The sequence below is a fragment of the Micromonospora sp. NPDC047738 genome, assembly GCF_040642675.1.
Classification (GTDB): domain Bacteria; phylum Actinomycetota; class Actinomycetes; order Mycobacteriales; family Micromonosporaceae; genus Micromonospora.
In genome coordinates this window covers 358,693-381,745 of the sequence record NZ_JBEYSO010000003.1, presented here as the reverse complement: position 1 = coordinate 381,745, position 23,053 = coordinate 358,693, and the positions used below count along the sequence as shown (strand labels likewise).

At 73.6% G+C, this 23,053-nt stretch carries 17 protein-coding genes; 7 read left to right on the top strand and 10 right to left on the bottom strand.

Going from position 1 to position 23,053, the window contains the following annotated elements; translation table 11 throughout:
• Positions 1-28 precede the first annotated feature (28 nt).
• From mraY to mraZ, 7 genes are all read right to left on the bottom strand, one after another.
• A complete protein-coding gene (gene mraY, locus ABZ783_RS07900) occupies positions 29-1,153 on the bottom strand; it encodes a phospho-N-acetylmuramoyl-pentapeptide-transferase (RefSeq protein ID WP_357435180.1) in 1,125 nt (374 codons plus the stop codon).
• Complete coding sequence (murF, locus tag ABZ783_RS07895) at positions 1,150-2,547, bottom strand: UDP-N-acetylmuramoyl-tripeptide--D-alanyl-D-alanine ligase (RefSeq protein WP_357435178.1); 1,398 nt, start codon at positions 2,545-2,547, stop codon at positions 1,150-1,152. The genes mraY and murF overlap by 4 nt, the downstream gene beginning before the upstream one ends.
• Entirely contained in the window at positions 2,544-4,157 is a 1,614-nt protein-coding gene (locus tag ABZ783_RS07890; RefSeq protein WP_357435177.1) for a UDP-N-acetylmuramoyl-L-alanyl-D-glutamate--2,6-diaminopimelate ligase, read from the bottom strand. The genes murF and ABZ783_RS07890 overlap by 4 nt, the downstream gene beginning before the upstream one ends.
• 52 nt (positions 4,158-4,209) lie before the next feature.
• The gene (locus ABZ783_RS07885) at positions 4,210-6,432 is read right to left on the bottom strand and encodes a penicillin-binding protein 2 (protein ID WP_357435175.1); all 2,223 of its coding nucleotides are present in this window, start codon (positions 6,430-6,432) and stop codon (positions 4,210-4,212) included.
• A gap of 3 nt (positions 6,433-6,435) precedes the next feature.
• Positions 6,436-7,029, bottom strand: coding sequence for a hypothetical protein (locus ABZ783_RS07880; protein ID WP_073833907.1), 594 nt, complete (start codon positions 7,027-7,029; stop codon positions 6,436-6,438).
• On the bottom strand, positions 7,026-8,132 hold the full coding sequence (gene rsmH / locus ABZ783_RS07875; RefSeq protein ID WP_357435324.1) for a 16S rRNA (cytosine(1402)-N(4))-methyltransferase RsmH: 1,107 nt from the start codon (positions 8,130-8,132) through the stop codon (positions 7,026-7,028). Before rsmH ends, ABZ783_RS07880 begins: the two co-directional genes overlap by 4 nt.
• 203 nt (positions 8,133-8,335) lie before the next feature.
• On the bottom strand, positions 8,336-8,767 hold the full coding sequence (mraZ, locus tag ABZ783_RS07870; RefSeq protein ID WP_357435173.1) for a division/cell wall cluster transcriptional repressor MraZ: 432 nt from the start codon (positions 8,765-8,767) through the stop codon (positions 8,336-8,338).
• A gap of 355 nt (positions 8,768-9,122) precedes the next feature.
• On the opposite strand from mraZ, the gene ABZ783_RS07865 reads away from it, so the two are divergent.
• The 4 genes from ABZ783_RS07865 to ABZ783_RS07850 are packed head-to-tail and all read left to right on the top strand — an operon-like array spanning position 9,123 to position 12,559.
• Entirely contained in the window at positions 9,123-10,370 is a 1,248-nt protein-coding gene (locus ABZ783_RS07865) for a MurT ligase domain-containing protein (RefSeq protein WP_357435322.1), read from the top strand.
• Complete coding sequence (locus tag ABZ783_RS07860; RefSeq protein WP_357435170.1) at positions 10,360-11,079, top strand: glutamine amidotransferase; 720 nt, start codon at positions 10,360-10,362, stop codon at positions 11,077-11,079. The genes ABZ783_RS07865 and ABZ783_RS07860 overlap by 11 nt, the downstream gene beginning before the upstream one ends.
• Before the next feature lie 50 nt (positions 11,080-11,129).
• Entirely contained in the window at positions 11,130-11,801 is a 672-nt protein-coding gene (locus ABZ783_RS07855; protein ID WP_357435168.1) for a VTT domain-containing protein, read from the top strand.
• Positions 11,798-12,559: a phosphotransferase gene (locus ABZ783_RS07850; RefSeq protein ID WP_357435166.1), complete on the top strand. Its 762-nt coding sequence runs from the start codon at positions 11,798-11,800 to the stop codon at positions 12,557-12,559. Before ABZ783_RS07855 ends, ABZ783_RS07850 begins: the two co-directional genes overlap by 4 nt.
• Before the next feature lie 407 nt (positions 12,560-12,966).
• On the opposite strand, the gene leuS is transcribed toward ABZ783_RS07850, so the two are convergent.
• Positions 12,967-15,807: a leucine--tRNA ligase gene (gene leuS, locus ABZ783_RS07845; RefSeq protein ID WP_357435164.1), complete on the bottom strand. Its 2,841-nt coding sequence runs from the start codon at positions 15,805-15,807 to the stop codon at positions 12,967-12,969.
• A gap of 394 nt (positions 15,808-16,201) precedes the next feature.
• On the opposite strand from leuS, the gene ABZ783_RS07840 reads away from it, so the two are divergent.
• The 3 genes from ABZ783_RS07840 to ABZ783_RS07830 all read left to right on the top strand — a co-directional run bounded on the left by ABZ783_RS07840 (position 16,202) and on the right by ABZ783_RS07830 (position 21,110).
• Positions 16,202-17,251 (top strand): MoxR family ATPase, encoded by a 1,050-nt coding sequence (locus tag ABZ783_RS07840; RefSeq protein ID WP_073833913.1) that lies wholly within the window; start codon positions 16,202-16,204, stop codon positions 17,249-17,251.
• 1 nt (position 17,252) lies between these two features.
• Positions 17,253-18,551 carry a DUF58 domain-containing protein gene (locus ABZ783_RS07835; RefSeq protein WP_357435162.1) on the top strand — a complete coding sequence of 433 codons (1,299 nt, stop codon included), beginning with the start codon at positions 17,253-17,255 and terminating at the stop codon, positions 18,549-18,551.
• 96 nt (positions 18,552-18,647) lie between these two features.
• Positions 18,648-21,110: a DUF3488 and transglutaminase-like domain-containing protein gene (locus tag ABZ783_RS07830; RefSeq protein WP_357435160.1), complete on the top strand. Its 2,463-nt coding sequence runs from the start codon at positions 18,648-18,650 to the stop codon at positions 21,108-21,110.
• Positions 21,111-21,268: 158 nt separating this feature from the next.
• On the opposite strand, the gene ABZ783_RS07825 is transcribed toward ABZ783_RS07830, so the two are convergent.
• A complete protein-coding gene (locus ABZ783_RS07825) occupies positions 21,269-21,661 on the bottom strand; it encodes a DUF3040 domain-containing protein (RefSeq protein WP_357435159.1) in 393 nt (130 codons plus the stop codon).
• A 115-nt stretch (positions 21,662-21,776) separates the two neighbouring features.
• The gene (locus ABZ783_RS07820; RefSeq protein WP_357435156.1) at positions 21,777-23,036 is read right to left on the bottom strand and encodes a DNA polymerase IV; all 1,260 of its coding nucleotides are present in this window, start codon (positions 23,034-23,036) and stop codon (positions 21,777-21,779) included.
• Positions 23,037-23,053 lie beyond the last annotated feature (17 nt).

The following is a 23,053-nucleotide window of genomic DNA, read 5'->3' as shown; positions in this document are numbered from 1 at the left end:
GTCGGCCGGGGCCCTGCCACGGCTGCGCTCAGCTGACCGCGGCGAGGAACTCGCTGTAGAACAGGCCCAGCGCGATGGCCACGCCGATGCCGGCGATGATCCAGAACCGGACCACGATGTTGACCTCGCTCCAGCCGGCCAGCTCGAAGTGGTGCTGCAGCGGCGACATCCGGAACACCCGCTTGCCGGTGGTCCGGAACGAGATGATCTGGATCACCACGGACATCGTGATGATCACGAAGAGCGCGCCGATGATCGGCAGCAGCAGGATGGTCCGGGTGGACATCGCCATGCCGGCGATCAGGCCGCCCAGGCCGAGCGCCCCGGTGTCGCCCATGAAGATCCGGGCCGGCGAGGTGTTCCACCACAGGAAGCCCACACAGGCGCCGGCCGCCGCCCCGGCGATCAGGGCGATCTCCAGCGGGTCCCGGACGGTGTAGCAGTACGCCTCGGTGTAGTTCGGGTCGGCGCACCAGTGCCGGTACTGCCAGAATGCGATCAGCCCGTACGCGGCGAGCACCATCACCGAGGCGCCGGTGGCCAAGCCGTCGAGACCGTCGGTGAGGTTCACCCCGTTGGTCGCGGCCATCACCACCAGGATGATGACGATCACCGAGGCGATCTTGCCGATCTCCAGCGCCGGGATGTCCCGGATGAAGCTCAGCGTGGTGCTGCCCACCGTCTCGGCGTTGGTCCGGTTGCCGCTGACGTCGTACATGGTGCTCGGGAAGTAGAGCGCGACGACGCCGAAGATCGCCCCGACCAGGATCTGGCCGGCCAGCTTGCCGCGCTTGTTGAGGCCGCCGCTGTGCCGCTTGCGCACCTTGAGGAAGTCGTCGATGAAGCCGACCGCGCCGGAGAACACCATCAGCCCCAGCAGCACCAGCGCGGTGATGGTCGGCTCGACCTGGGCGATCTGGGCGTCCGGCAGGGTGGTCAGGGCCAGGTGGCCGGCGACGTACGCGATCACCGTGGCCAGGATGAAGACCACGCCGCCCATCGTCGGCGTGCCCTTCTTGCCCTGGTGCATGGCCGGGCCCTCGGCCCGGATCGGCTGGCCGGCCTTGAGCCGGGTGAACACCTTGATCGCGATCGGGGTGCAGAACAGCGAGATGAGGAAGGCGACCCCGATGGCGACGATGACCGCCCTCATGAGGCGGCCCCCTCGGTGGCGTCCGCGCGCAGCGCGTCGGCCACCTCCCACGTGCGGTACCGGGAGCCCTTCACCAGGACCACGTCACCCGGACGTAGCTCGCTCCGCAGCACCTCGACGGCCGCCGCCTGATCGGTGAGCAGCACCGACTCTCCTCCCCAGTTGCCTACCGCTGTCGCCCCGTGGTGGATCGGCGCCGCCGGCTCGCCCACCACGAGCAGCCGGTCGACGCCCAACTCGGCCGCGAGCCGGCCGACCTGCTGGTGTCCCTCCCGTTCGAAGTCCCCCAGCTCGGCCATGTAGCCGAGCACCGCGACAGTACGCCCCCGCCCGCCCAGGCTGGCGAGCGCCCGGAGCGCCACGCCCATCGAGGCCGGGTTGGCGTTGTACGAATCGTCGATCACCGTGACCCCGTCGGCGCGTTCGAAGACGTCCATCCGGCGGGTGGAGACCAGGCCCAGCTCACCCAGGGCGGCGGCCAGCTCGGCCAGCGGCATCCCCAGCTCGCGGGCGACCGCCGCGGCGGCCAGCGAGTTGGAGACCTGGTGCCGCCCGGTCAGCCCGAGCCGCACCGGCACGCTCCCCTCCGGGGTCACCAGCGTGTACGACGGCCGGCCCCGCCCGTCCAGCGTCACGTCCACCGCCCGCACGTCGGCCCGCTCCGACTCGCCGTACCGGACCACCCGGGCCTCGGTGCGGGCCGCCATCGCATCGACCAGCGGGTCGTCGGCGTTCAACACGGCCAGCCCGTCGGCGGGCAGCGCCTCGACCAGCTCTCCCTTGGCGAGGGCGATGGTCTCCACCGAGCCGAACTCGCCGATGTGCGCGACCCCGACGTTGAGCACCACGGAGATCCGCGGCGGCACCACCTCGCACAGGTAGCGCACGTGCCCCACCCCGCGGGCGCCCTTCTCCATGACCAGGTATCGGGTCTCCGGGCCGGCCTGCAGCGCCGTGTACGGGTGCCCCAGCTCGTTGTTGAACGAGCCGGGCGGCGCCACGGTCGGGCCGAGCCGGACCGCGAGCTGGGCGATCAGGTCCTTGGTGGTGGTCTTGCCGGACGACCCGGTGAGCCCGATCACGGTCAGTCCGGGCAGCCGGTCGACCACCGTGCGGGCCAACCGCCCCATCGCGTCGAGCGCGTCGGCCACCAGCACCATCGGCACGCCCGGCACCTCGCGGGTGCCGAGCACGGCCACCGCCCCGGCGTCGACCGCGGCGGCCGCGTAGTCGTGCCCGTCCACCTGCTCGCCGGGGAAGGCGACGAAGAGGCCGCCCGGGCCGACCTTGCGGGAGTCGAACTCGACCGACCCGGTGACCCGGGCGTCCGGGTCGGCGGCGACCAGCCGCCCGTCGACGGCCGCGGCCACCTCGGCCAGGGTCAGCGGGATCATGGCCGCCCCACCAGGTCGCCGAACCGGACCCGCAGCGCCTCGGCGAGCTCCACCCGGTCGTCGAACGGCAGCACCTCGCCGTTGATCTCCTGGCCGCGTTCCTGCCCCTTGCCGAGCAGGGCCACGATGTCACCCGGTTCGGCCAACCGGACCGCCTCCTCGATCGCGGCCCGCCGGCCGGGCGCCTCGATGATCCGCGCGGCGGTGTTCGCCGCGTACGCCCCGGCCAGCACCTCGGCCCGGATCGCGGCCGGCTCCTCGGTGCGCGGGTTGTCGTCGGTCACCAGCACCACGTCGGCTCCGGTCGCCGCGACCGCCCCCATCACCGGCCGCTTGCCCCGGTCCCGGTCGCCGCCGGCGCCCAGCACGCAGATCAGCCGGCCGGTGGTCAGGTCCCGCAGGGCGGTCAGCACCGCCTCGATGGCGTTGGCCTTGTGCGCGTAGTCGACCACCCCGAGCACCGGGGCGTCGCCGCTGACCAGTTCCAGCCGCCCGGGCACCCCGCCGCAGGCGGCCACCCCGCGGGCCGCCGTGGCCGGGTCGACCCCGGCGGCCACCAGGGTGGCGATGGCGAGCAGGGCGTTGGCCACGTTGTGCCGCCCGGGCAGCGAGACGCCGGTGGGCAGGGTCAGCCCGTCCGGGCCGTGCACGGTGAAGCGCTGGGCGTACCCCTCGCCGTCCACGCCGTCGGCCCACCAGGTGGCGGTCGGGTCGCCGGCCGCCGAGTAGGTCACGGTCGCCGGCTTGAGCAGCGGGCGCAGCGCCGGGTCGTCGTGGTTGAGCACCTCGACCTGGCAGCGCCCGTCGAAGAGCTTCGCCTTGGCGGCGAAGTAGTCCGCCTCGTCGGCGTGGAAGTCCAGGTGGTCGGAGCCGAAGTTGGTGTAGCCGCCGACGGTGAACCGGACCCCGCCGACCCGTCCCATGGCCAGCGCGTGGCTGGACACCTCCATGACCACCGCGTCGACCCCCCGCTCCCGGGCCACGGCGAGCATGGCGTGCAGGTCGGTCGCCTCCGGGGTGGTCCGGACGCTGTCGATCACCAGGTCGCCGAGCCGGGTCTCCACGGTGCCGATCAGGCCCGTGGTGTGCCCGGCGGCGCGCAACCCGGACTCGATCAGGTAGCTGGTGGAGGTCTTGCCGGCGGTGCCGGTGACGCCGATCACGGTCAGGCCGGCGGTCGGATCGCCGTACACCGTGGCGGCGACCTCGCCGAGGACCGCCCGGGGATCGTCCACCACCAGCGTGGGCAGGCCCGTGTCGGCGGCCAGCGCCACCCCGGCCGGGTCGGTCAGCACGGCCACCGCGCCGGCCTCGGCCGCGGCGGCGGCGAACTCCGCGCCGTGCCGGCGGGCGCCGGGCAGGGCCGCGTACAGGTCGCCGGGGCGGACCTCCTGGCTGGCGTGGGTCACCCCGGTGACGGCCACGTCGGCGGCCTCCGGAGGCAGCTGACCCTGCCGTTCGCTCGCGGCTGCGGGGCTCGCGAGCTCGCTCCGCGCGCTCGCCTGCAACCGGGCGGCGAGGTCGCCGAGCCGGACGGGATGCACGGTACGGGGACGTGGATTGCCGGGCACGGCGTCAGACCCTACCCGGTCGTCCGGTCCCGAGCGCACAGCCGCCCCGGTGGTTCGTCGCCACTCACCGATGATGTCTCCCGGTGCCCGCTCAGCGCGGAAAGACCTCGAACTTGGGGGACTTGTTGGTCGGCGAGGCCGGCACCCGGTAGTGCGCGAGAGTGAAGCCCATCATGTCCCGGAAGGCCGGTGCGGCCACCCCGCCGACCTCCCCGCCCGGGCTCCAGACGAAGACCGCCACCACGTACCGCGGCTTCTCCGCGGGGGCCATCCCGATGAACGAGTGGACCTCGCCCGGCTGCCGTTTTCCGTCGACGTACCGCAGGCCGGTGCCGGTCTTGCCGGCCACCCGATAGCCGGGGACCGCGGCGGCCAGGCCGGTGGCCCGCTCGCCCGGGCCCTCGTCGACCGTGGTGACCGCCTCCAGCATGGTGCGCAGCGCGGCGGCGTTCTGCGGGCTGAGCACCGAGCGGGTCTCCGGGGCGGGCCCCGGCGTCCGCTTCCCGTCCGGGCCGATCACGTCCTTGATCAGGTGCGGCTGGACGTACGTCCCGTCGTTGGCGATGGCGGCGTACGCGGCGGCCATCTGCAACGGCGTGGCGTCCACGCTGTGCCCGATCGGCACCGACCCGTACGCCGAACCGCTCCACTGGTCGGCGGGGAGCAACCGCCCGGAGGCCTCCCCGGGCATCCCCTCGCCGGTGGGCTGCCCCAGCCCGAACCGCTTCTGGTAGTCGATGAGCCGGTCCCGGCCCAGCTTCTCGGCGATCTCGATGGTCCCGACGTTGGACGAGAACGCCAGCATGCCGGGAATGCTCATTCGCCGCCCGTTCGCCGGGTGGGTGTCCTCGAATTTCACCCCGCCCCTGGTGATCGTGTTCGCGACGGGAAAGACCGTGTCCTTGGTGATCACGCCCTCCTGGAGGGCGGCGCCGTAGGTGATCGCCTTGTGGATCGAGCCCGGGTCGACCACGAAGCTGGTGGCCGCGTCCGCCCGGTCGCTCGGCGAGTTGACCTTCGTCGGCTCGGTCGCGCTGTAGCCGGGGTAGCTCACCTGGGCCCGCACCTCGCCGGAGGGCACCTCGATGATCACCGCCGCGCCCACGCTGTCCCGGGTCTGGGCCATCCGGGTGGACAGGATCCGCTGGGCCTGGAACTGCAGGTCACGGTCGATCGTGGTCCCCAGCGAGCTGCCGGGCTTCGCCGGCGTGGTCTCGCTGTAGCCGCCGGGGATCGGCGCGGCCAGGGCACCCTGCCCCGCCTCGTACCGTTTCCGGCCGGGCTGTCCCCGCAGCAGGTCGTCGTACTTCGCCTCCAGTCCCTCCAGGCCGTTCATGTCCTGGCTGGTGAAGCCGATCAGGTTGGCGGCCAGATCGCCGCCGGGCACCTCGCGCTTCTCGTCCCGGTGCGTGCCGATGCCGGCCAGGTCGAGTGCCATGATCTGGTTGGCCTTGTCGATGTCGACCCCGCGGGCCAGGTACTCGAACTGGGACTTGATGGTGGTGCCGGGGAGGGTGCGCTCCTTCATCTTGTCGGCCAGTTCGGTGACCCGCATCCCGAGCAGCGGGGAGAGCAGCTTCGCGGTGGCCAACGGGTCCTTGACCTTGGTCGGGTCCACGAAGACGTAGCGCGCCTCGACGCTGTGCGCCAGCGGCTCGCCCTTCCAGTCGTAGATGGCCCCGCGCGGGGCCGGCAGCTCGACCACGGTGAGCCGGCTCGCGAGCCCGCCGTCGGCGTACGCCGGGGTGTCCACGGTCTGCAGGAAGACCAGCCGGATGCCGATGGCCGCGAAGAGCGCGAGGGCGAGCAGCGTGCCGAGCCGCAGCCGGCGGCGCGGGTCGGCCAGCTTCGGCGGCCGGCGCGGTTTGCGAGACGGCCGGCGGGCGGCGGCGGCCGGCCGGGCCGGGCGGCGCGGGGCCGGGCGGCGGCGCGGGGCCGGCGCCTCGTCGTCGTCGAAGGGCTCCCGGGCCGGACGCGCCGACACGGTCCGCACCACGCCGCTCCGGCCGCCCGCGGTGTCCCGGCGGCCGGCGCGGGTCGCCCCGGCCCGGCCGCCGTCGAGCACCTGCAGCGCCGGCCGGAACGGGTCACCGGAGCGGCTGCTGCGCGGGGTACGCCGTTGCTCGGCACCCCCGCCGGTCCGGGCGGCACCGCCGCCCTCCCGGATGGTCCGCCCCCGGGGCGTGTACGCCCGGGCGTCGGAGATCCCGCCGACGCCCGGTTCCCCGGAGCGCGGGTCGGCGCCCCGGCCATGGGACGAACCGCGCCGGGAGCCTGTGGCGTCCCGGCGCGGTTCCTCCGATCTCGGCGGCACGGCTCAGCCTCCGTTGCCCTGCTGGCTGGTGACGGCGGGCGCACCCTGCGCCGGGTGCGGCACGCCGATCATCTGCCCGTCCGGCAGCCGGATGTACGCCGGATCGCCGGACTCCACCAGGCCGAGCTTGCGGGCGTTGGCGGTCAGGTTGCCCGGTGCCTCCTGCTCCGCGATCTCCTGCTTCAGCCGCTGCTGGTCCACGTCGAGCTTGGCCTGCTCCTGCTGAAGCTTCTCCAGCTTGAACGCGTTCTCGTTGATCTTCGTGTTGATCGCCAGGATGCCCAGCACCCCACCGACCACCAGCACCAGGATCAGCCCGACGAACGGCGCCCGCGGCACGGACACCGGCGGTGGCGGGGCGACCCGCAGCCGCGGCGACGCCGCACCGGTGTTCCGGGTCCGCTCGGCCGGCCGCAGCGCGGCAGTGCCCTCGGTGGCGAACTCGCGCGCCCCCCGGGCGCGAGTCTCCTCCCGGCGGTCGCGTCGGTCGGCCCCCGCCGTCGCGGTTCGCGTGGTGCGCTGCGCCGCGGTCCGGCCCCCCGACCGCGGTGCACGCTGCCCGACGGCGTCCCGGCCGTCGCGCGTGTTGACGTTCATGTCCCCTCCCCCTCGTCGTCCGTCCCGTTCCCGTCCCCCGGGGCCGACGGGTCCGGTACGGACCCCGGTGACCCCGTCCCCGGTTGGTGCATCGCCTTCACCCGGCGGCGGTACCGTTCGCGGTCGGTACGCCCCTGCCGGGCCGCCTCCGGGTCGAGCCGTTCCGCTGCCCGCAGCCGCACCGACGCGGCGCGCGGGTTCGCGGCGACCTCCGCCTCCCCGGGAAGCTCGGCGCCCCGGCTGAGCAGCCGGAACGTCGGGCCCGACCCGGGCAGTTCGACCGGGAGGTCGATCGGACCCTTGCTGCGGACCCGATCGGCGAGCGCCTGCTTGGTGAGCCGGTCCTCCAGCGAGTGGTAGGACAGGACCACCATGCGGCCGCCCACGGTGAGCTTGTCGAGCGCGGCCGGCAGCGCCGCTTCCAGCGCTGCCAGTTCCCGGTTTACCTCGATCCGTAAAGCCTGAAACGTTCTCTTTGCCGGGTGTCCGCCGGTTCGTCGGGCTGGTGCCGGGATGCTCTCCCGGACCAGCTCGGCCAACCGGGCCGACGAGGTGATCCGGGCGCGCTCGCGCTCCCGGATGATCGCCGAGGCGATCTTGCCGGCGAACTTCTCCTCGCCGTACACCCGCAGCAGCCGGGCCAGCTCGGGGTGCGAGTAGGTGTTGACCACCTCCTCGGCGGTCACCCCCCGGGTCTGGTCCATCCGCATGTCCAGCGGCGCGTCCTGCGCGTACGCGAACCCGCGGTCGGGCGCGTCGAGTTGCAGGGACGAGACGCCGAGATCGAACAGGACCCCGTCGATCGCCGGGTACCCGAGCCGGTCGAGCACCTCGGGCAGCTCGTCGTAGACGGCGTGCTCCAGGTGGATCCGGTCGGCGAACCGGGCCAGTCGGACCCGCGCGTGGGCGAGGGCCTCGGTGTCCCGGTCCAGGCCGATCAGCACCGTGTTCGGGTGCGCCGCCAGCACCGCCTCGGCGTGCCCGGCCAGCCCCAGCGTGGCGTCGACGTGCACGGTCCGGCCCTTCCGGCCCAGCGCCGGGGCGAGCAGCTCGAGACACCGCTCGAGCAGCACCGGCACGTGCGTGCCGCGTAGCTCCCCCATGTCGACCCCCACTGGTTGAAACCTTCCGTCCCTATCGCGTCCGTTGACCCCACGACGCCTCGTCATACCGCCAGATCCCCATCCGCTCCCGCCCGCCGGAGGCCGCGGCCCTCCGGTTGGATCGTGCGCCTGGCACCGGGGAAGGGGTGCCAGGAACTCGAAAGCGGCTGGAGATCTCGCAGTACGTCGGGCGTCGTCACGCCCTACAGACCGCCGGGCAGCACCCCCTCCTCGATGTCAGCGAAGTCGTCTTCGCTCTCCGTGAGGTAGGCCTCCCAGGCCGCCTTGTCCCAGATCTCCACCCGGGTGCTCGCGCCGATCACGACCAGATCCCGGTCGAGGGCGGCGTAGGACCTCAGGTGTGCGGGGATGGTGACCCGCCCCTGCTTGTCCGGCACCTCGTCGTGCGCGCTGGCGAAGAAGACCCGGCTGTAGGCCCGGGCCGTCTTGCTCGTCATCGGCTGCGCGCGCAACTGGTCGGCGATTCGTTGGAACTCGGGCATCGGGAAGACGTAGAGGCAGCGCTCCTGCCCTTTTGTGATCACGACACCCCCCGCCAGTTCGTCCCGGAACTTCGCCGGCAGGATCAACCGGCCTTTGTCGTCCAGGCGCGGGGTGTGGGTGCCGAGGAACATCGGCCCAACCCCCTCGCCCTGAGCGGCGTTCGCGGCGCCGCTGACCCCCCGGGCCGGTGTGGCCCTCCCGGCCTCACCATCGCGCCCCACTCTACTCCACTTCCCTCCACCTGCAACCAGAAACGCCCGCGTGGCGCGTCGCGCTCGCGCGTAAAAGAGCACGTCAAATGGGGTGGGGCGGAGTGGAGGGCGGCGACGGCTCGCGAGGCGGGTCCGCTACCCGACATAGATCGACTCCATCCGGCCGAACGCCCGATGGCCGTCCGCCGGGTGTCCCCGGCCGAACGGATCGCCGTCGGCGGCGATCTGGCGGGCCCCGGGGTCCGGTAACCTCGCTCGGGTGACGGACGCGAAGATGCCCCTACGGGCGAAGGTGGCCAGCTCGGTGTCGCGGACCGCAGCGGCGCTGTCGCGGGCCGCTGGTCGTGGCGACGGCTCGGTGATCGGCGGCTGGATCGGCCTCAAGATCGACCCTGACCTGCTCGCGCACCTGTCGGCGGGTCGCGCCATCGCGCTGGTGTCCGGCACCAACGGCAAGACCACCACCACCCGGCTCACCGCCGCCGCCGTCGGCGTGCTCGGCCGCGTCGCCACCAACTCCTTCGGCGCCAACATGCCCACCGGCCACACCTCGGCACTGGCCAAGGCCGGCAGCACCCCGTACGCGGTGCTCGAGGTCGACGAGCACTACCTCGCCCAGGTGCTGGAGGCCACCGAGCCGCACGTGGTGGCGCTGCTGAACCTCTCCCGCGACCAGCTCGACCGGGCCAAGGAGGTCGCCATGATGGCGCAGCTCTGGCGCGCCGCGCTGGTCCGGCACCCCGACGTCCGGGTGGTCGCCAACGCCGACGACCCGATGGTGGTCTGGGCCGCCACGCCGCCGGCCGACCCGGCCCAGGGTCACATCCCGCCCAAGGTCACCTGGTTCAGCGCCGGCCAGCGCTGGCACGACGACTCGTGGGTCTGCCCCGAGTGCGGCGCCACCATCCAGCGCACAGGTGACCAGTGGTGGTGCACCGGCTGCCCGCTGCGCCGGCCCGCACCGCAGTGGACCGTCGAGGACGACGGTGTGCTCGACCCCACCGGCGCCTGGCACAAGATCCAGCTCCAGCTCCCCGGCCGGGTCAACCTGGGCAACGCGGCCACCGCCCTGGCGGTCGCCGCCGAGTTCGGCGTACGGCCGGTGGACGCGGTCTCCCGACTCGGCACGGTCACCTCGGTCGCCGGCCGCTACGCCCAGGTCGACCGGGACGGGCGCAACATCCGGCTGCTCCTGGCGAAGAACCCGGCGAGCTGGCTGGAGGCGTTCGACATGGCCGACGAGGCGCCGACCCTGCTCTCCATCAACGCGCGCGACCCCGACGGGCTGGACACCTCCTGGCTCTTCGACGTCGACTTCGCCCCGCTGCGCGGCCGGCAGGTGCTGATCACCGGCGACCGGGCGTACGACCTCGCCGTCCGGCTCGACGTCAACGGCGTGCCGTTCCAGCACGTGCGCAGCTTCGACGAGGCGGTCCGGGCGGTGCCGCCGGGCCGCCTGGAGGTCATCGCCAACTACACCGCCTTCCAGGACATCCGAGCGGAGCTGGACCGTGTCAACTGAGAGCCTGCGCATCGTCTGGATCTACCCCGACCTGCTCTCCACCTACGGGGACCGGGGCAACGCGCTGATCCTGGCCCGGCGGGCCCAGCTGCGCGGCATGCCGGTCGAGGTGCTGGAGGTCCGCTCCGACCAGCGGCTGCCCGCCACCGCCGACATCTACCTGATCGGCGGCGGCGAGGACGGCCCGCAGGCGCTGGGCGCGCAGCGGCTGATCGCCGACGGTGGCCTGCACCGGGCGGTGGCGCAGGGCTCGGTGGTGTTCGGCGTCTGCGCCGGCTACCAACTCCTCGGCACCTCCTTCTTCGCCAAGGGCGCCAAGTACGCCGGGCTGGAGCTGTTGGACATCGCCTCCGACCGGGGTCCCACCCGGGCGGTCGGCGAGCTGGCCGGCGAGGTCGACGCGCGGCTGGGCATCCCGTACCTGACCGGCTTCGAGAACCACGGCGGGCGTACCCACCTGGGTCCGGGGGTGTCGCCGGTGGCCCGGGTGACCGCCGGCGTCGGCAACGACGGGGCGACCGAGGGCGCCTGGCGGGGCAAGCTGCTCGGCACCTACTCGCACGGCCCGGCCCTGGCCCGCAACCCGGCCCTGGCCGACCTGCTGCTGCGCTGGGCCACCGGCGCCCACCAGCTGCCTGCGCTCGACGACACCTGGGCCGAGCGGCTCCGGTCCGAGCGCCGCGCCGCGGTGGCCGCCGCCCGGGCATGATCCCGGCCGCCCGGGAGCTGCTCCGGCGGTCATCCGCACGGCTCGCGCGGATGCTCCGGCAGCCGTCAGCCCGCCGGTTCGGGCTGCTGCTCCTGCTGCTCGGCGGTTTCGCCGTGGCGCTGCTGGTGCTGCCCCGGCCGGCCCCGGCCGAGCTGCCCCGGCTCGCCCACTCCCTCGGCGGGTACGCCCCGGTGGCGGCGGTCCTCGGCGGCGCGCTGCTGCTGGTGGCACTGGTTCCGCGTACCTTCGTCACGCTCGCCGCGGGCGCGATCTTCGGCCCGGTGGCGGGTGCCGCGTACGCCCTCGGCGCGGCGCTGCTCGCGGCGGCGCTCGGCTTCGCGGTCGGCCGCCTGCTCGGCCGGGAGTTCGTGGCCGAGCGGGTCCGGGGGCGGCTGGCCCGGCTGGACGGCTGGTTCGCCCGGCAGAGCGTGCTCGGGGTGGTCACCGTCCGGCTACTGCCGATCGCCGGCTTCGGGCTGGTCAGCTACGGCTACGGCACCACCGGCGCGCGGGTGCTGCCGTTCCTGGCCGGCAGCGTGATCGCCGCGGTCCCCACCGCCGTCGGGTACGCGGCGATCGGTGCGGCGGTCAGCTCCCCCGGCGAGATCAACTGGTACGCCGCCGCCCCGGCCAGCCTCGGCCTGATCGCCAGCGTGGTCATCGTGCACCGCTGGTGGCGCGCCGAGCGGCGGCGCCGCGCGTCCCGAGCTGAGCCGGCGTGACCACCGACGAGCGGCTGCCGGGCGGCTTCATCGCCGAGGTGAGCCGGGTCGGCGACACCGTACGCCGCACCGCCCCGACGAACCTCGACTACGTGGCGACCCTGCTGGGGCACCTGGCCACCGCCGCCCCGGGACTGGCGCCCCGGCATCTCGGCCTGGACGAGCGCGGGCGGCAGGTGCTGACCCACCTCGACGGGCGGGTGCCCTGGCGGGAACGCGAGGATCCGGCCTTCTTCTCCGACGTTGTGCTGACCCGCCTCGGCGGGCTGATCCGTACCCTGCACGACGCCTGCGCCGGCACGGAGCTGGCCGGTGGCGCGGAGACCGTCTGCCACCGGGACCTGTCGCCGAAGAACACCGTCTACCGGGACACCCCGGCCGGGTTGCTGCCGGTGGCCCTGCTGGACTGGGACCTGGCCGGGCCGGGCCGCCGGATCGAGGACGTCGCCTTCGCCGGCTGGCACTGGGCCGAGTTGGGCGACGGCGCGGACCCGGCGGAGCTGGGCCGCCGCTGCCGGCTGCTCTGCGACGCCTACGAGGCGGGCGCCCCGGGGCCGCCGCTCCCCCGTCACGAGCTGGTCGATCGCATGCTCGACCAGATCGAGGGCACCTGGCGCGGGATCGATGCCGGGGCCGACCGGGACGAGCCCGGCATGCGGCGGCTCCGCGCGGCCGGCGCGGTCGAGGCGATACGCGACTGGCAGCAGTGGCTCCTTCGGCACCGTCCAGCGGTCGAGGTGGCGTTCGGCGTCCGCTGACGCCCGCGTCCCCGCGGCCCGGGCCGAGCGCACGTACTGCGGACACCTTTGGACCTGACGTCGTAAACGATTCACCCCTCACGCGCGATCACCGGATAGGGGTGATTCGTTCACGACATCAGCTCGAAAGGCGCGGAAGAGCAGTGCCCCGGGTCCGAGGAGCACGGCCCGACCCGAACTCAGCCGGACGGGTCCTCGCCGCTTGGCCGGTCGTCGCCGCCCTCGTCGCGGTGATCGCGGTCCACCACCGCGAACCCTGATAACCCCGACACCCCGCCTCGGTGCCCGAGCCCAATCGCCCTCGTTCACGGAAAGAGTGGTCATTCTCCGCGGAATGGCCACTCTTTCCGTGCAACTGCGCGACGCATCGGACGAGCGCGCGAGGCGCGCGGCGGATCAGCGGCGGGTCAGGCGACGACGGAGACCATGCGGCCCTGGACCACGATGACCTTGCGGGGTTCCTTGCCGGCCAGCGTGCCGGCCACCGCCTCCAGCGCGGCCGCCCGGACCGACTCCTCCGACGCGTCGGCGGGGACCTCGATCCGGCCCCGCACCTTGCCGTTGACCTGCACCGGGTAGGTCACCGTCGCGGCGACCAGCAGCGCCGGGTCGGCGGTCGGGAAGTCCGCGTACGCCAGGGAGGTGTCGTGGCCCAGCCGCTGCCACAGCTCCTCGGCGACGTGCGGGGCGAACGGCGCCAGCATCAGCACCAGCGGCTCGGCCACCTCGCGCGGCGTGGCGGACAGCCGGGTCAGCCCGTTGGTCAGCTCGATCAGCTTGGCGATCGCGGTGTTGAACCGCATCCCCTCCATGTCGCCGCGGACGCCGTCGACGATCCGGTGCAGCAGCCGGCGGGTCTCCTCGTCGGCCGGTGCGTCGACGACCCGCGCCGCGCCGGTCTGCTCGTCGACGATCGCCCGCCAGACCCGCTGCAGGAACCGGTACGAGCCGACCACCGCCCGGGTCTCCCAGGGCCGGGACACCTCCAGCGGGCCCATCGACATCTCGTAGACCCGGAAGGTGTCCGCGCCGTACGCGGCACACATCTCGTCCGGAGTGACCACGTTCCTCAGCGACTTGCCCATCTTGCCGTACTCGCGGTTGACCTGGACGTCGCCCAGGAAGAAGCCGCCGTCGCTCTCCACCACGTCGGCGGCGGACACGTAGGCGCCGCGGGCGTCGGTGTAGGCGTACGCCTGGATGTAGCCCTGGTTGAACAGCTTCCGGAACGGCTCGAAGCTGGAGACGTGGCCCAGGTCGTACAGGACCTTGTGCCAGAACCGGGCGTACAGCAGGTGCAGCACGGCGTGCTCGGCGCCGCCCACGTACAGGTCGGTGCCGCCGCAGTCGCCGGCGCCGCGCGGCCCCATCCAGTACCGCTCGTTCTCCGCGTCGACGAACCGCTCGCCGTTCGTCGGGTCCAGGTAGCGCAGCTCGTACCAGCAGGAGCCGGCCCACTGCGGCATCACGTTGGTCTCCCGGGTGTAGCGCTTCGGCCCGTCACCCAGGTCCAGCTCCACCTCCACCCAGTCGCGGCGACGGGACAGCGGCGTCTCCGGGTTCGAGTCGGCGTCGTCCGGGTCGAACGTCTTCGGCGAGAAGTCATCCACCTCGGGCAGTTCGACCGGCAGCATCGACTCGGGCAGCGCGATCGGCGCGCCGCTGGAGTCGTACACGATCGGGAACGGCTCGCCCCAGTAGCGCTGCCGGCTGAACAGCCAGTCCCGCAGCCGCCAGGTCACCGCGCCGGTGCCGTGCCCGTTCGCCTCCAGCCAGTCGATGATCCGGGCCTTGGCGTCGGCCACCCCCAGGCCGTTCAGGTCCACGCCGCGGTCGGGCGCGGCGCTGTTGATCGCCGGGCCGTCCCCGGTGTACGCCTTGCCGGCGAAGCCCTCCGGCGGCTGCACGGTACGCACGATCGGCAGGTCGAACACCTCGGCGAAGTCCCAGTCCCGCTCGTCCTGGGCGGGCACCGCCATGATCGCGCCGGTGCCGTAGCCGGCCAGCACGTAGTCGGCGATGAAGATCGGGATGCGCCCGCCGGTCACCGGGTTGGTCGCGTACCCGCCGACGAAGACGCCGGTCTTCTCCCGGGTCTCCGCCTGCCGCTCCACGTCCGTCTTGGCCGCGGCGGCCTTCCGGTACGCCTCGACGGCCGCCCGGGGGCTGGCGTGCCCACCGGTCCAGGACTCCTTCGTCCCCTCCGGCCAGGCCGCCGGCACCAGCCCGTCGACCAGCCCGTGCTCGGGGGCCAGCACCAGGTAGGTGGCCCCGAAGACGGTGTCCGGCCGGGTCGTGAACACCCGGATGGACTCCCGGTCGGCGGGGAAGTCGATGTGCGCGCCCTGCGAGCGGCCGATCCAGTTGCGCTGCATCAGCTTGATCGGCTCCGGCCAGTCCAGCTTGTCCAGGTCGTCCAGCAGCCGGTCGCCGTACGCGGTGATCCGCATCATCCACTGCTTCAGGTTCCGCTTGAAGACGGGGAAGTTGCCCCGCTCGGAACGGCCGTCGGCGGTGACCTCCTCGTTGGCCAGCACGGTGCCCAGCCCCGGGCACCAGTTCACCGGCGCCTCCGAGACGTACGCCAGCCGGTGGTCGTCGACGGCCTTGCGCCGCTCGGCCACGGTCAGCTCGGCCCACGGCCGGCCGTCCGGAGTGGGCCGGTTGCCCCCCTCGTACTCGGCGATCAGCTCGGCGATCGGGCGGGCCTTCCGCGCCTGGTGGTCGTACCAGGAGTTGAAGATCTGCAGGAAGATCCACTGGGTCCAGCGGTAGAAGTCGGTGTCGATGGTGGCCACCGAGCGTCGCTCGTCGTGGGCCAGCCCCAGCCGGCGCAGCTGCGCCTTGTACCGCTCGATGTTCGCCTCGGTGGTGGTCCGCGGGTGGGTGCCGGTCTGCACCGCGTACTGCTCGGCGGGCAGGCCGAACGCGTCGAAGCCCATGGCGTGCAGCACGTTGCGCCCGGCCATCCGCTGGTAGCGGGCGAAGCAGTCGGTGCCGATGTAGCCCAGCGGGTGGCCGACGTGCAGGCCGGCGCCCGACGGGTACGGGAACATGTCCAGCACGTACAGCTTCTCCGCACCCGCCCGCGGGTGGCCGGGGTCGGCCAGCGGGCCGGTCGGGTTCGGCGCGTGGAAGGTGCCGTCCCGCTCCCAGGTGTCCTGCCAGCGGTGCTCGATCTCGTCGGCCAGGGCCGCGGTGTAGCGGAACGGGGGGATGTCGGTCGCCGGTGCGGCTGCCTCACTCATGGCGTCTCCTCGGCGCGGGTCAAGTCGGGTAGTGGGAGGTCTCCTGCGGGCACAAAAAAGCCCCTCGCGCAGGAGGGGCCGCCGTGCTGTCGCGCGTTCAGCGCATCAGCACGGCTGGGTAAGAAGCAGGAAGACTCCGGCCATGTCCGGCAGTGTACCCCGCCTGCCCAGCGACTATCTCGCCCGATCCACGGGGCGGGACTCGTCCCCCGGTCCGGCGAATATTTCGGGCGTAACCGACCGACCGGCTGCGGGGGTCGGCGACAACGACAAACATGGTTAGCCTGAGAGGCCAGTGAGATTTCTGCGGCAGACGTGGCTCGACGTCGCGAACCAAACGGCGGGTCCAGGTGCTCTATTCAGCGCTGCCGTTCAGGCGACGAGGAGGAGGCCCGTGACACAACAGACCTGGGACGAGGTGGGCGGTCTGCTGCCGCACGACGAGTTCCGCGCCGCCAGCGAGGCCATCGTGGCCAACATCGAGCAGGTGATCGAGGGCAAGACCGCCACGGTCCGGCTCGCCCTGGCCGTGCTGCTCGCCGAGGGTCACCTGCTGATCGAGGACGTGCCCGGCGTCGGCAAGACCAAGCTCGCCAAGGCCCTGGCCCGCTCGATCGACTGCTCGGTGCGGCGGATCCAGTTCACCCCCGACCTGCTGCCCAGCGACGTCACCGGGGTCAGCGTCTACAACCAGGAGACGCACGACTTCGAGTTCCGGCCGGGCGCGGTCTTCGCCAACCTGGTCGTCGGCGACGAGATCAACCGGGCCTCGCCGAAGACCCAGTCCGCTCTGCTGGAGTGCATGGAGGAGCGGCAGGTCACCGTCGACGGGGTCACCTATCAGCTGCAGACCCCGTTCATGGTGATCGCGACGCAGAACCCGATCGAGATGGAGGGCACGTACCCGCTGCCGGAGGCGCAGCGCGACCGGTTCACCGCCCGGATCGCGATGGGCTACCCGGACGCCGGCGCCGAACTGGCCATGCTGGACGGCCACGGGGCCACCGACCCGCTGACCGAGCTGCGCCCGGTCTCCGACGCGGCGACCGTCCGCCAGCTGATCGGCCACGTCCGGCAGGTGCACGTCGCCGACGCGGTCAAGCAGTACGCGATCGACCTGGTCACCGCCACCCGCGAGGCGCCCGACCTGCGGCTCGGCGCGTCCCCGCGGGCCACCCTGCAGCTGCTGCGCACCGCCCGCGCGGTGGCCGCCCTGGAGGGCCGGGACTACGTCCTCCCCGACGACCTGCAGGCCCTCGCGGTGCCGGTGCTGGCGCACCGGATCATCCCGACCGCGGACGCGCAGCTCGCCCGGCGCACCACCGACGCGATCGTCGCCGAGCTGGTGCACCGGCTGCCGCTGCCGAACGACCGCAAGCGCTCCCCGTACGACACCCGGCCCGGCGGCACCGGTCGCGGGCCGTACGAGCCACGGAGGCCGTGAGGTGCGCGACGGGCTGCGAGGACTGACCACCCGCGGCCGCTCGTTCCTGGCAGCCGCGGTCGCCGCCGCGATCTCCGCCGGCATCCTGGGCGAGAAGGACCTGCTCCGGGTGGCCGTCCTGCTCGCCGTCCTGCCGCTGCTCGCGGCGGCGTACGTGGGGCGCAGCCGGTACAAGCTCGCCTGCAGCCGGTCCCTCGAACCGCACCGGGTGCCGGTCGGGGCCAGCTCCCGCGTGGTGCTGCGGCTGCAGAACCTGTCCCGCCTGCCGACCGGCACCCTGCTGCTGGAGGATCGGCTGCCGTACGCGCTGGGCAGCCGGCCCCGGGTGGTGCTGGAGCGGCTCGGCGCGCACCAGGCCAGCTCGGTGGCGTACACCGTCCGGGCCGACGTGCGCGGCCGGTACGAGGTGGGCCCGCTGGTGGTCCGGCTGACCGACCCGTTCGGGCTCTGCGAGCTCAGCCGGGCCTTCCCCAGCATCGACCACCTCACCGTGATCCCGCAGGTCACTCCGCTGCCCGCGGTCCGCCTCCCCGGCGAGTACGCCGGCAGCGGCGACAGCCGGGCCCGGTCGGTCGCGGTGCACGGCGAGGACGACGCGGCCACCCGGGAGTACCGGGTGGGCGACGACCTGCGCCGGGTGCACTGGAAGTCCACCGCGCGCACCGGCGAGCTGATGGTGCGCCGGGAGGAGCAGCCCTGGGAGAGCCGGGCCACGGTGGTCCTGGACACCCGTGCCGCCGGCCACCGGGGCGACGGCCCGACGGCGAGCTTCGAGTGGACGGTCTCCGCCGCCGCCAGCATCGCCGTACACCTGCGCCAGGCCGGCTACAAGCTGCGCCTGGTCACCGGCTCCGGTGCGGACGTGGGCGCCACCGAGGCGGCCGGCGACGGCCTGCTCCTCGACCACCTCGCCGAGGTACGCCTCGACAGGCGCGGTGAGCTCACCACGCTGGTGCAGCAGGTCCGGCAGCGGGCCGACGGTGGCCTGATCATCGCACTGTTCGGCACCCTGAGCACCGCCGAGGCGGAGCTGCTGGCCGGGCTGCGCGGCAACGGCGCGACCTGCGTCGGCTTCCTGCTAGACAGCACCACCTGGCTCAACCTGCCGGCGAAGGCCCGCAGCGAGGCGGAGCACGCGCACGGCACCGCCGCGCTCGCCCTGTTGCAGAGCGGGTGGCGGGTGATCGGCGTGGAGCACGGCAACCGGCTGCCCGTGCTCTGGCCGCAGGCGGCCCGCGGCTCGCAGGGCTTCGCGCTGCGGGCGGCGCTGGCCGAGACGGTGGCCGGAGGCGTGCGATGACCGGAAGGGTGGTCCCGTGAGGGAGCGGAGCGAGCGAACCATTTGGCTCAGCACCGGGGCGCGTCGCGCCGCCGGCGAGCGGAGCGAGGCGGTGGCGTGACCGCGCACCGCAACCTGGGCTTCGTCGCCGCCGCGGCGACGCTGCTGGCGGCCGCCCCGCTGTCGACGATCTTCCTGCGCTGGACGTGGCTGATCGAGGCGGCCATCGTGGTCGCCGTGGTGGCCGGCGCGGCCGCGCTGAGCCGGCTGGCCCGGGCACCCCTGTGGGGTCAGCTCATCGCCATGCTCGCCGGCCTCACGCTGGGCCTGACCTGGGTCTTCCCGGGCGGCACCGAGCTGCTGGCGTTCCTGCCCACCCCGGGCACCTTCGCCCACTTCGGCGACCTGCTCGGCGCGTCGATGCAGGACATGCGCACCTACAGCGTGCAGGTCGACGACGTCGACTCGCTGCTCTTCCTCGCCGTGCTCGGCGTCGGCGGCGTCGCAGTGCTGGTGGACGTGCTCTCCGTGGGGCTGCGCCGGCCGGCGCTGGCCGGGCTGCCGATGCTGGCCATCTACTCGGTGCCGGTGGCGGTCTACGTGGACGACGTGCCCGCCACCCCGTTCGTGGTGGGTGCCTGTGGCTTCCTGTGGCTGCTGGTCACCGACAACGTCGACCGGGTACGCCGGTTCGGCCGCCGGTTCACCGGGGAGGGCCGGGACGTCGACGTCTGGGAGGCCTCGCCGCTGGCCGCGGCGGGTCGCCGGCTGGCCGTGGTCGGGGTCGCCCTGGCGGTGGCGCTGCCGTTGGCCGTGCCCGGGATGACCAGCGGCCTGCTGAACGCCGCCGGCAGCGGCACGGGCGACGGCAACGGGCGCCCGGGCCAGGGCGGCAACTCCGGCCGCATCGACCTGTTCGCCGCGCTCAGCGGTCAGCTCAAACAGAGCAAGGTGACCGAGCTGGTCAAGGTCACCACCAACGAGCCCACCCCGTTCTACCTGCGCTTCGGCGTGGCCGACGACCTGCGTCCGAACGGCTTCCGGGATCGCACTCCCACCGGCCGGGGGGTGAACCAGGGCCTGACCGACCCGGCGGAGCGGGCCGGCGTCGAGCGGCAGCGCTACCGGGCCACGGTCGAGGTGTCGAAGACCCTCAACATGCCGCTGCTGCCGGTCTACGCCGAGCCGGTCAAGACCGAGGACCTCGGCCGCGGCTGGCGCTACGACCCGAACCTCCAGGTCATCTTCTCCGACCGGGAGAACTCGCGGGGCAAGCAGTACTCGTTCGACTACGTCCGCTCGACCTACAGCCCGTCGGCGCTGCGCGCGGCGCGCTCCCTGTCGACCGACGACCCGTTGCGGCGCCAGCAGACCACCACGCCGGGGGCGCCCGCGGTCGACCAGTTGGTCAGGCAGCTCGTCAAGGGCAAGCAGAACGACTACGACAAGGTCCGGGCGATCTACGACTACTTCTCGGTGGAGAACGGGTTCACCTACTCGCTCTCCACCCGGGACGGCACCAGCGGGGAGGACATCACCGACTTCCTGTCCACCAAGGCGGGCTTCTGCCAGCAGTACGCCGGCGCGATGGCGTGGCTGGTCCGGGCCGCCGGCATCCCGGCCCGGGTGGCGTTCGGCTTCACCAACGGCACCAGGTCCAGCGGCGGCACGTACGTGCTGACCAACCAGAACCTGCACGCCTGGACCGAGGTCTTCTTCGCCGGTATCGGCTGGGTGCCGTTCGACGCCACCCCGGCGGCGAGCGTCGCCGGGTCGGTCCGGTCGGCCTGGGCCCCGAACATCGAGGCACCCGAGGAGGCCACCCCGTCGACCGGGGGCGCCGCCGCCCCGGACGGGGTCGACGCCTCGGCCGGCCCGAACAGTCCCGACCGGCTTGACAAGGACGCCGACCAGGGCCTCTCGGTCGGCGACGGCGGCCCCACCCAGCAGTCGCCGGTCTGGCCGTGGTGGGTCGCCGGGGCGCTCGCCCTGCTGGCGCTGCTCGCGTTGCCGGCGCTGCGCCGCTCCGCGCTGCGTCGGCGCCGGCGGGCCCGGGCTGCGGCGCCGGCGGCCACCACGCTCGCCACCATCCCCGGCCAGCGCGGCGAGGTACGCGACATCGTGGTCGGGGTGGACGCCGACCGGGCCCGCGCGGACGCCCACGCCGCCTGGGACGAACTGCTCGACACCCTGGTGGACTTCCAGGTCCGGGTCGACCGGACGGAGACTCCCCGGGCCACCGCCGAGCGGCTGGTCCAGGAGACCCTCACCGAGGACGCCGGAGCGGTGACCGGGGTGCGACTGCTCGGCCGGGCCGAGGAGCGGGCCCGCTACGCCCGCGACCCGCTGACCGGCGAGGAGCTGCACCCGGCCCTGCGGTCGGTACGCGGGGCACTGGCCGCCCGGGCCGGCCGGCGTACCCGGATCATGGCGGCCCTGCTGCCGCCGTCGGTGCTGCTGCGCTGGCGGACCACGGTGTCGGAGCGGTCCGCCCGGCTGGTCACCGCCGGCGGGGAGGTGCGGCAGCGGCTGCTCCGGTGGAGCCCGCGCCGGCTGCTGGCGGGCCGTCCGGCCCGGTGAACCGGCACGGCGGCACGACCGCGCTGCGTCCTGGAAGTGGTGGTGTCCGGATCCACCGGATGCCACCACTTCCGCGATGCAGCGTGAGATGCTCGCCGGTGTACGGGCCCACGGCGACACGCCGTCGCGGTGGGCCCGCCGTCAGCGGCCCGAGCCGGTCAGCGGTGCCCCTCCGGGCGCTGCCGCCAGCGGTCCTCCATCCGGTCGAGGAACGAACCCCGCCGGCCGGTCCGGCCACGGGTACGCCGGCTCGTCGTGCCGCCCACCACGTGCAGGTCGGGCGACTGGGAGCGCCGGTGCGACTGCACCGCGTAGCCCAGTGAGGCCAGCATGACGACGAAGCCCGCCACGGCCAGCGGGGGCGTCTTGATCACGGCACCGTAGATCAACAGGGCCAGACCAGCGATTACCACGCCGGCAGCGACGAGCAGGCGACGCCGCGCGTGGAAACGCGGGTCGCTGGCGCGCACGGCCGAGGCGAACTTGGGGTCCTCGGCAAGCGACCGCTCGATCTGCTCGAACAGCCGCTGCTCGTGCTCCGAGAGCGGCACGGCACTCCTCCCCGGTCACGTTGGTCGGCCCGGTCGGGCCAACAGACCGTGGCAGCCAACCGGCTGCTTACCCGCAAGTCTACGAGGGGGCTCGCGCGTCGGAAAGCGGGACGACCTACGGCCGGGTCGGTTTTTCGACTCGTCGCGGATCACGCGTCCCGAGAAGACTGGCCGGACCTATGACGGACCGCCCGAATCGGGCAGCCGCCGCGTCGGCGGCCACCTCCGCCTCCCGCCAGCCGCGCTCCGGCGCGCCAAGGGTGAGCTGCCGCGGGGTCTCCGCCGCGGTGGCGAGCCCCTCCATGCGTACGCCGACCAGGCGGACCGGCTCGCCGGCGGCCAGGGCGGTCCAGAGGGCCCAGGCCGTGTCGAACATCTCCCGGGCGGTGTCGGTGGGCACGGTGAGGGTGCGGGACCGGGTGACCGTGCGGAAGTCGGCCAGCCGGACCTTGAGCGACACCGTCCGACCCACCTGGCCGGCGGCGCGCAGCCGGGCCCCGACCTTCTCGGCGAGGGCCAGCAGGGCGCGGCGGATCTCCACCGGGTCGGTGACGTCGACGTCGAAGGTGACCTCCGCGCCGATCGACTTCTCCACCTGCTCCGGGGAGACCCGGCGCGGGTCCCGACCCCAGGCCAGCTCGTGCAGGTGGGTCGCGGCCGCCTCACCGACCGCCCGCCGGAGCAGGCCGAGCGGCGCCTCGGCCAGATCGCCCACGGTGTTCAGGCCGAGCCGGCGCAGCGTCTCGGCGGACCGTTCCCCCACTCCCCACAGCGCCCCCACCGGCAGCGGGTGCAGGAAGTCGAGCACCCGGGCGGCGGGCACCACGAGCATCCCGTCCGGCTTGGCCCGGGTGGAGCCCAGCTTCGCCACGAACTTGCTCGGCGCCACCCCGACCGAGCAGGTCAGCCCCTGCTCCTCGGCGACCCGGCGGCGGATCAGCTGGGCGATCCCGGCCGGGGAGCCGAAGAGCCGGCGGGCGCCGGCCACGTCGAGGAACGCCTCGTCCAGGGAGAGCGGCTCGACCAGCGGGGTGACGTCCCGGAAGATCTGCATAACCGACCGGGAGGCCGGCGAGTATTGCGTGAAGTCGGGCGGCAGGTAGACCGCGTCCGGGCAGAGCGCCCGGGCCCGCGCGGTCGGCATGGCGCTGCGGACGCCGTACCGTCGGGCCTCGTAGCTGGCCGAGCTGACCACCCCGCGCGGCCCAATCCCGCCCACCACGACCGGCCGGCCGCGCAGCTCGGGCCGGCGGCGCACCTCGACGGAGGCGAAGAACGCGTCCATGTCGACGTGCAGGACGGTGCAGCCGGTGTCGTCGGCGTCCGGCCCGAAGCGCGGATCACCGCCCCGGGGCAACGACTGGCTGCGGCCCATTCCCGCACGCTAACCGC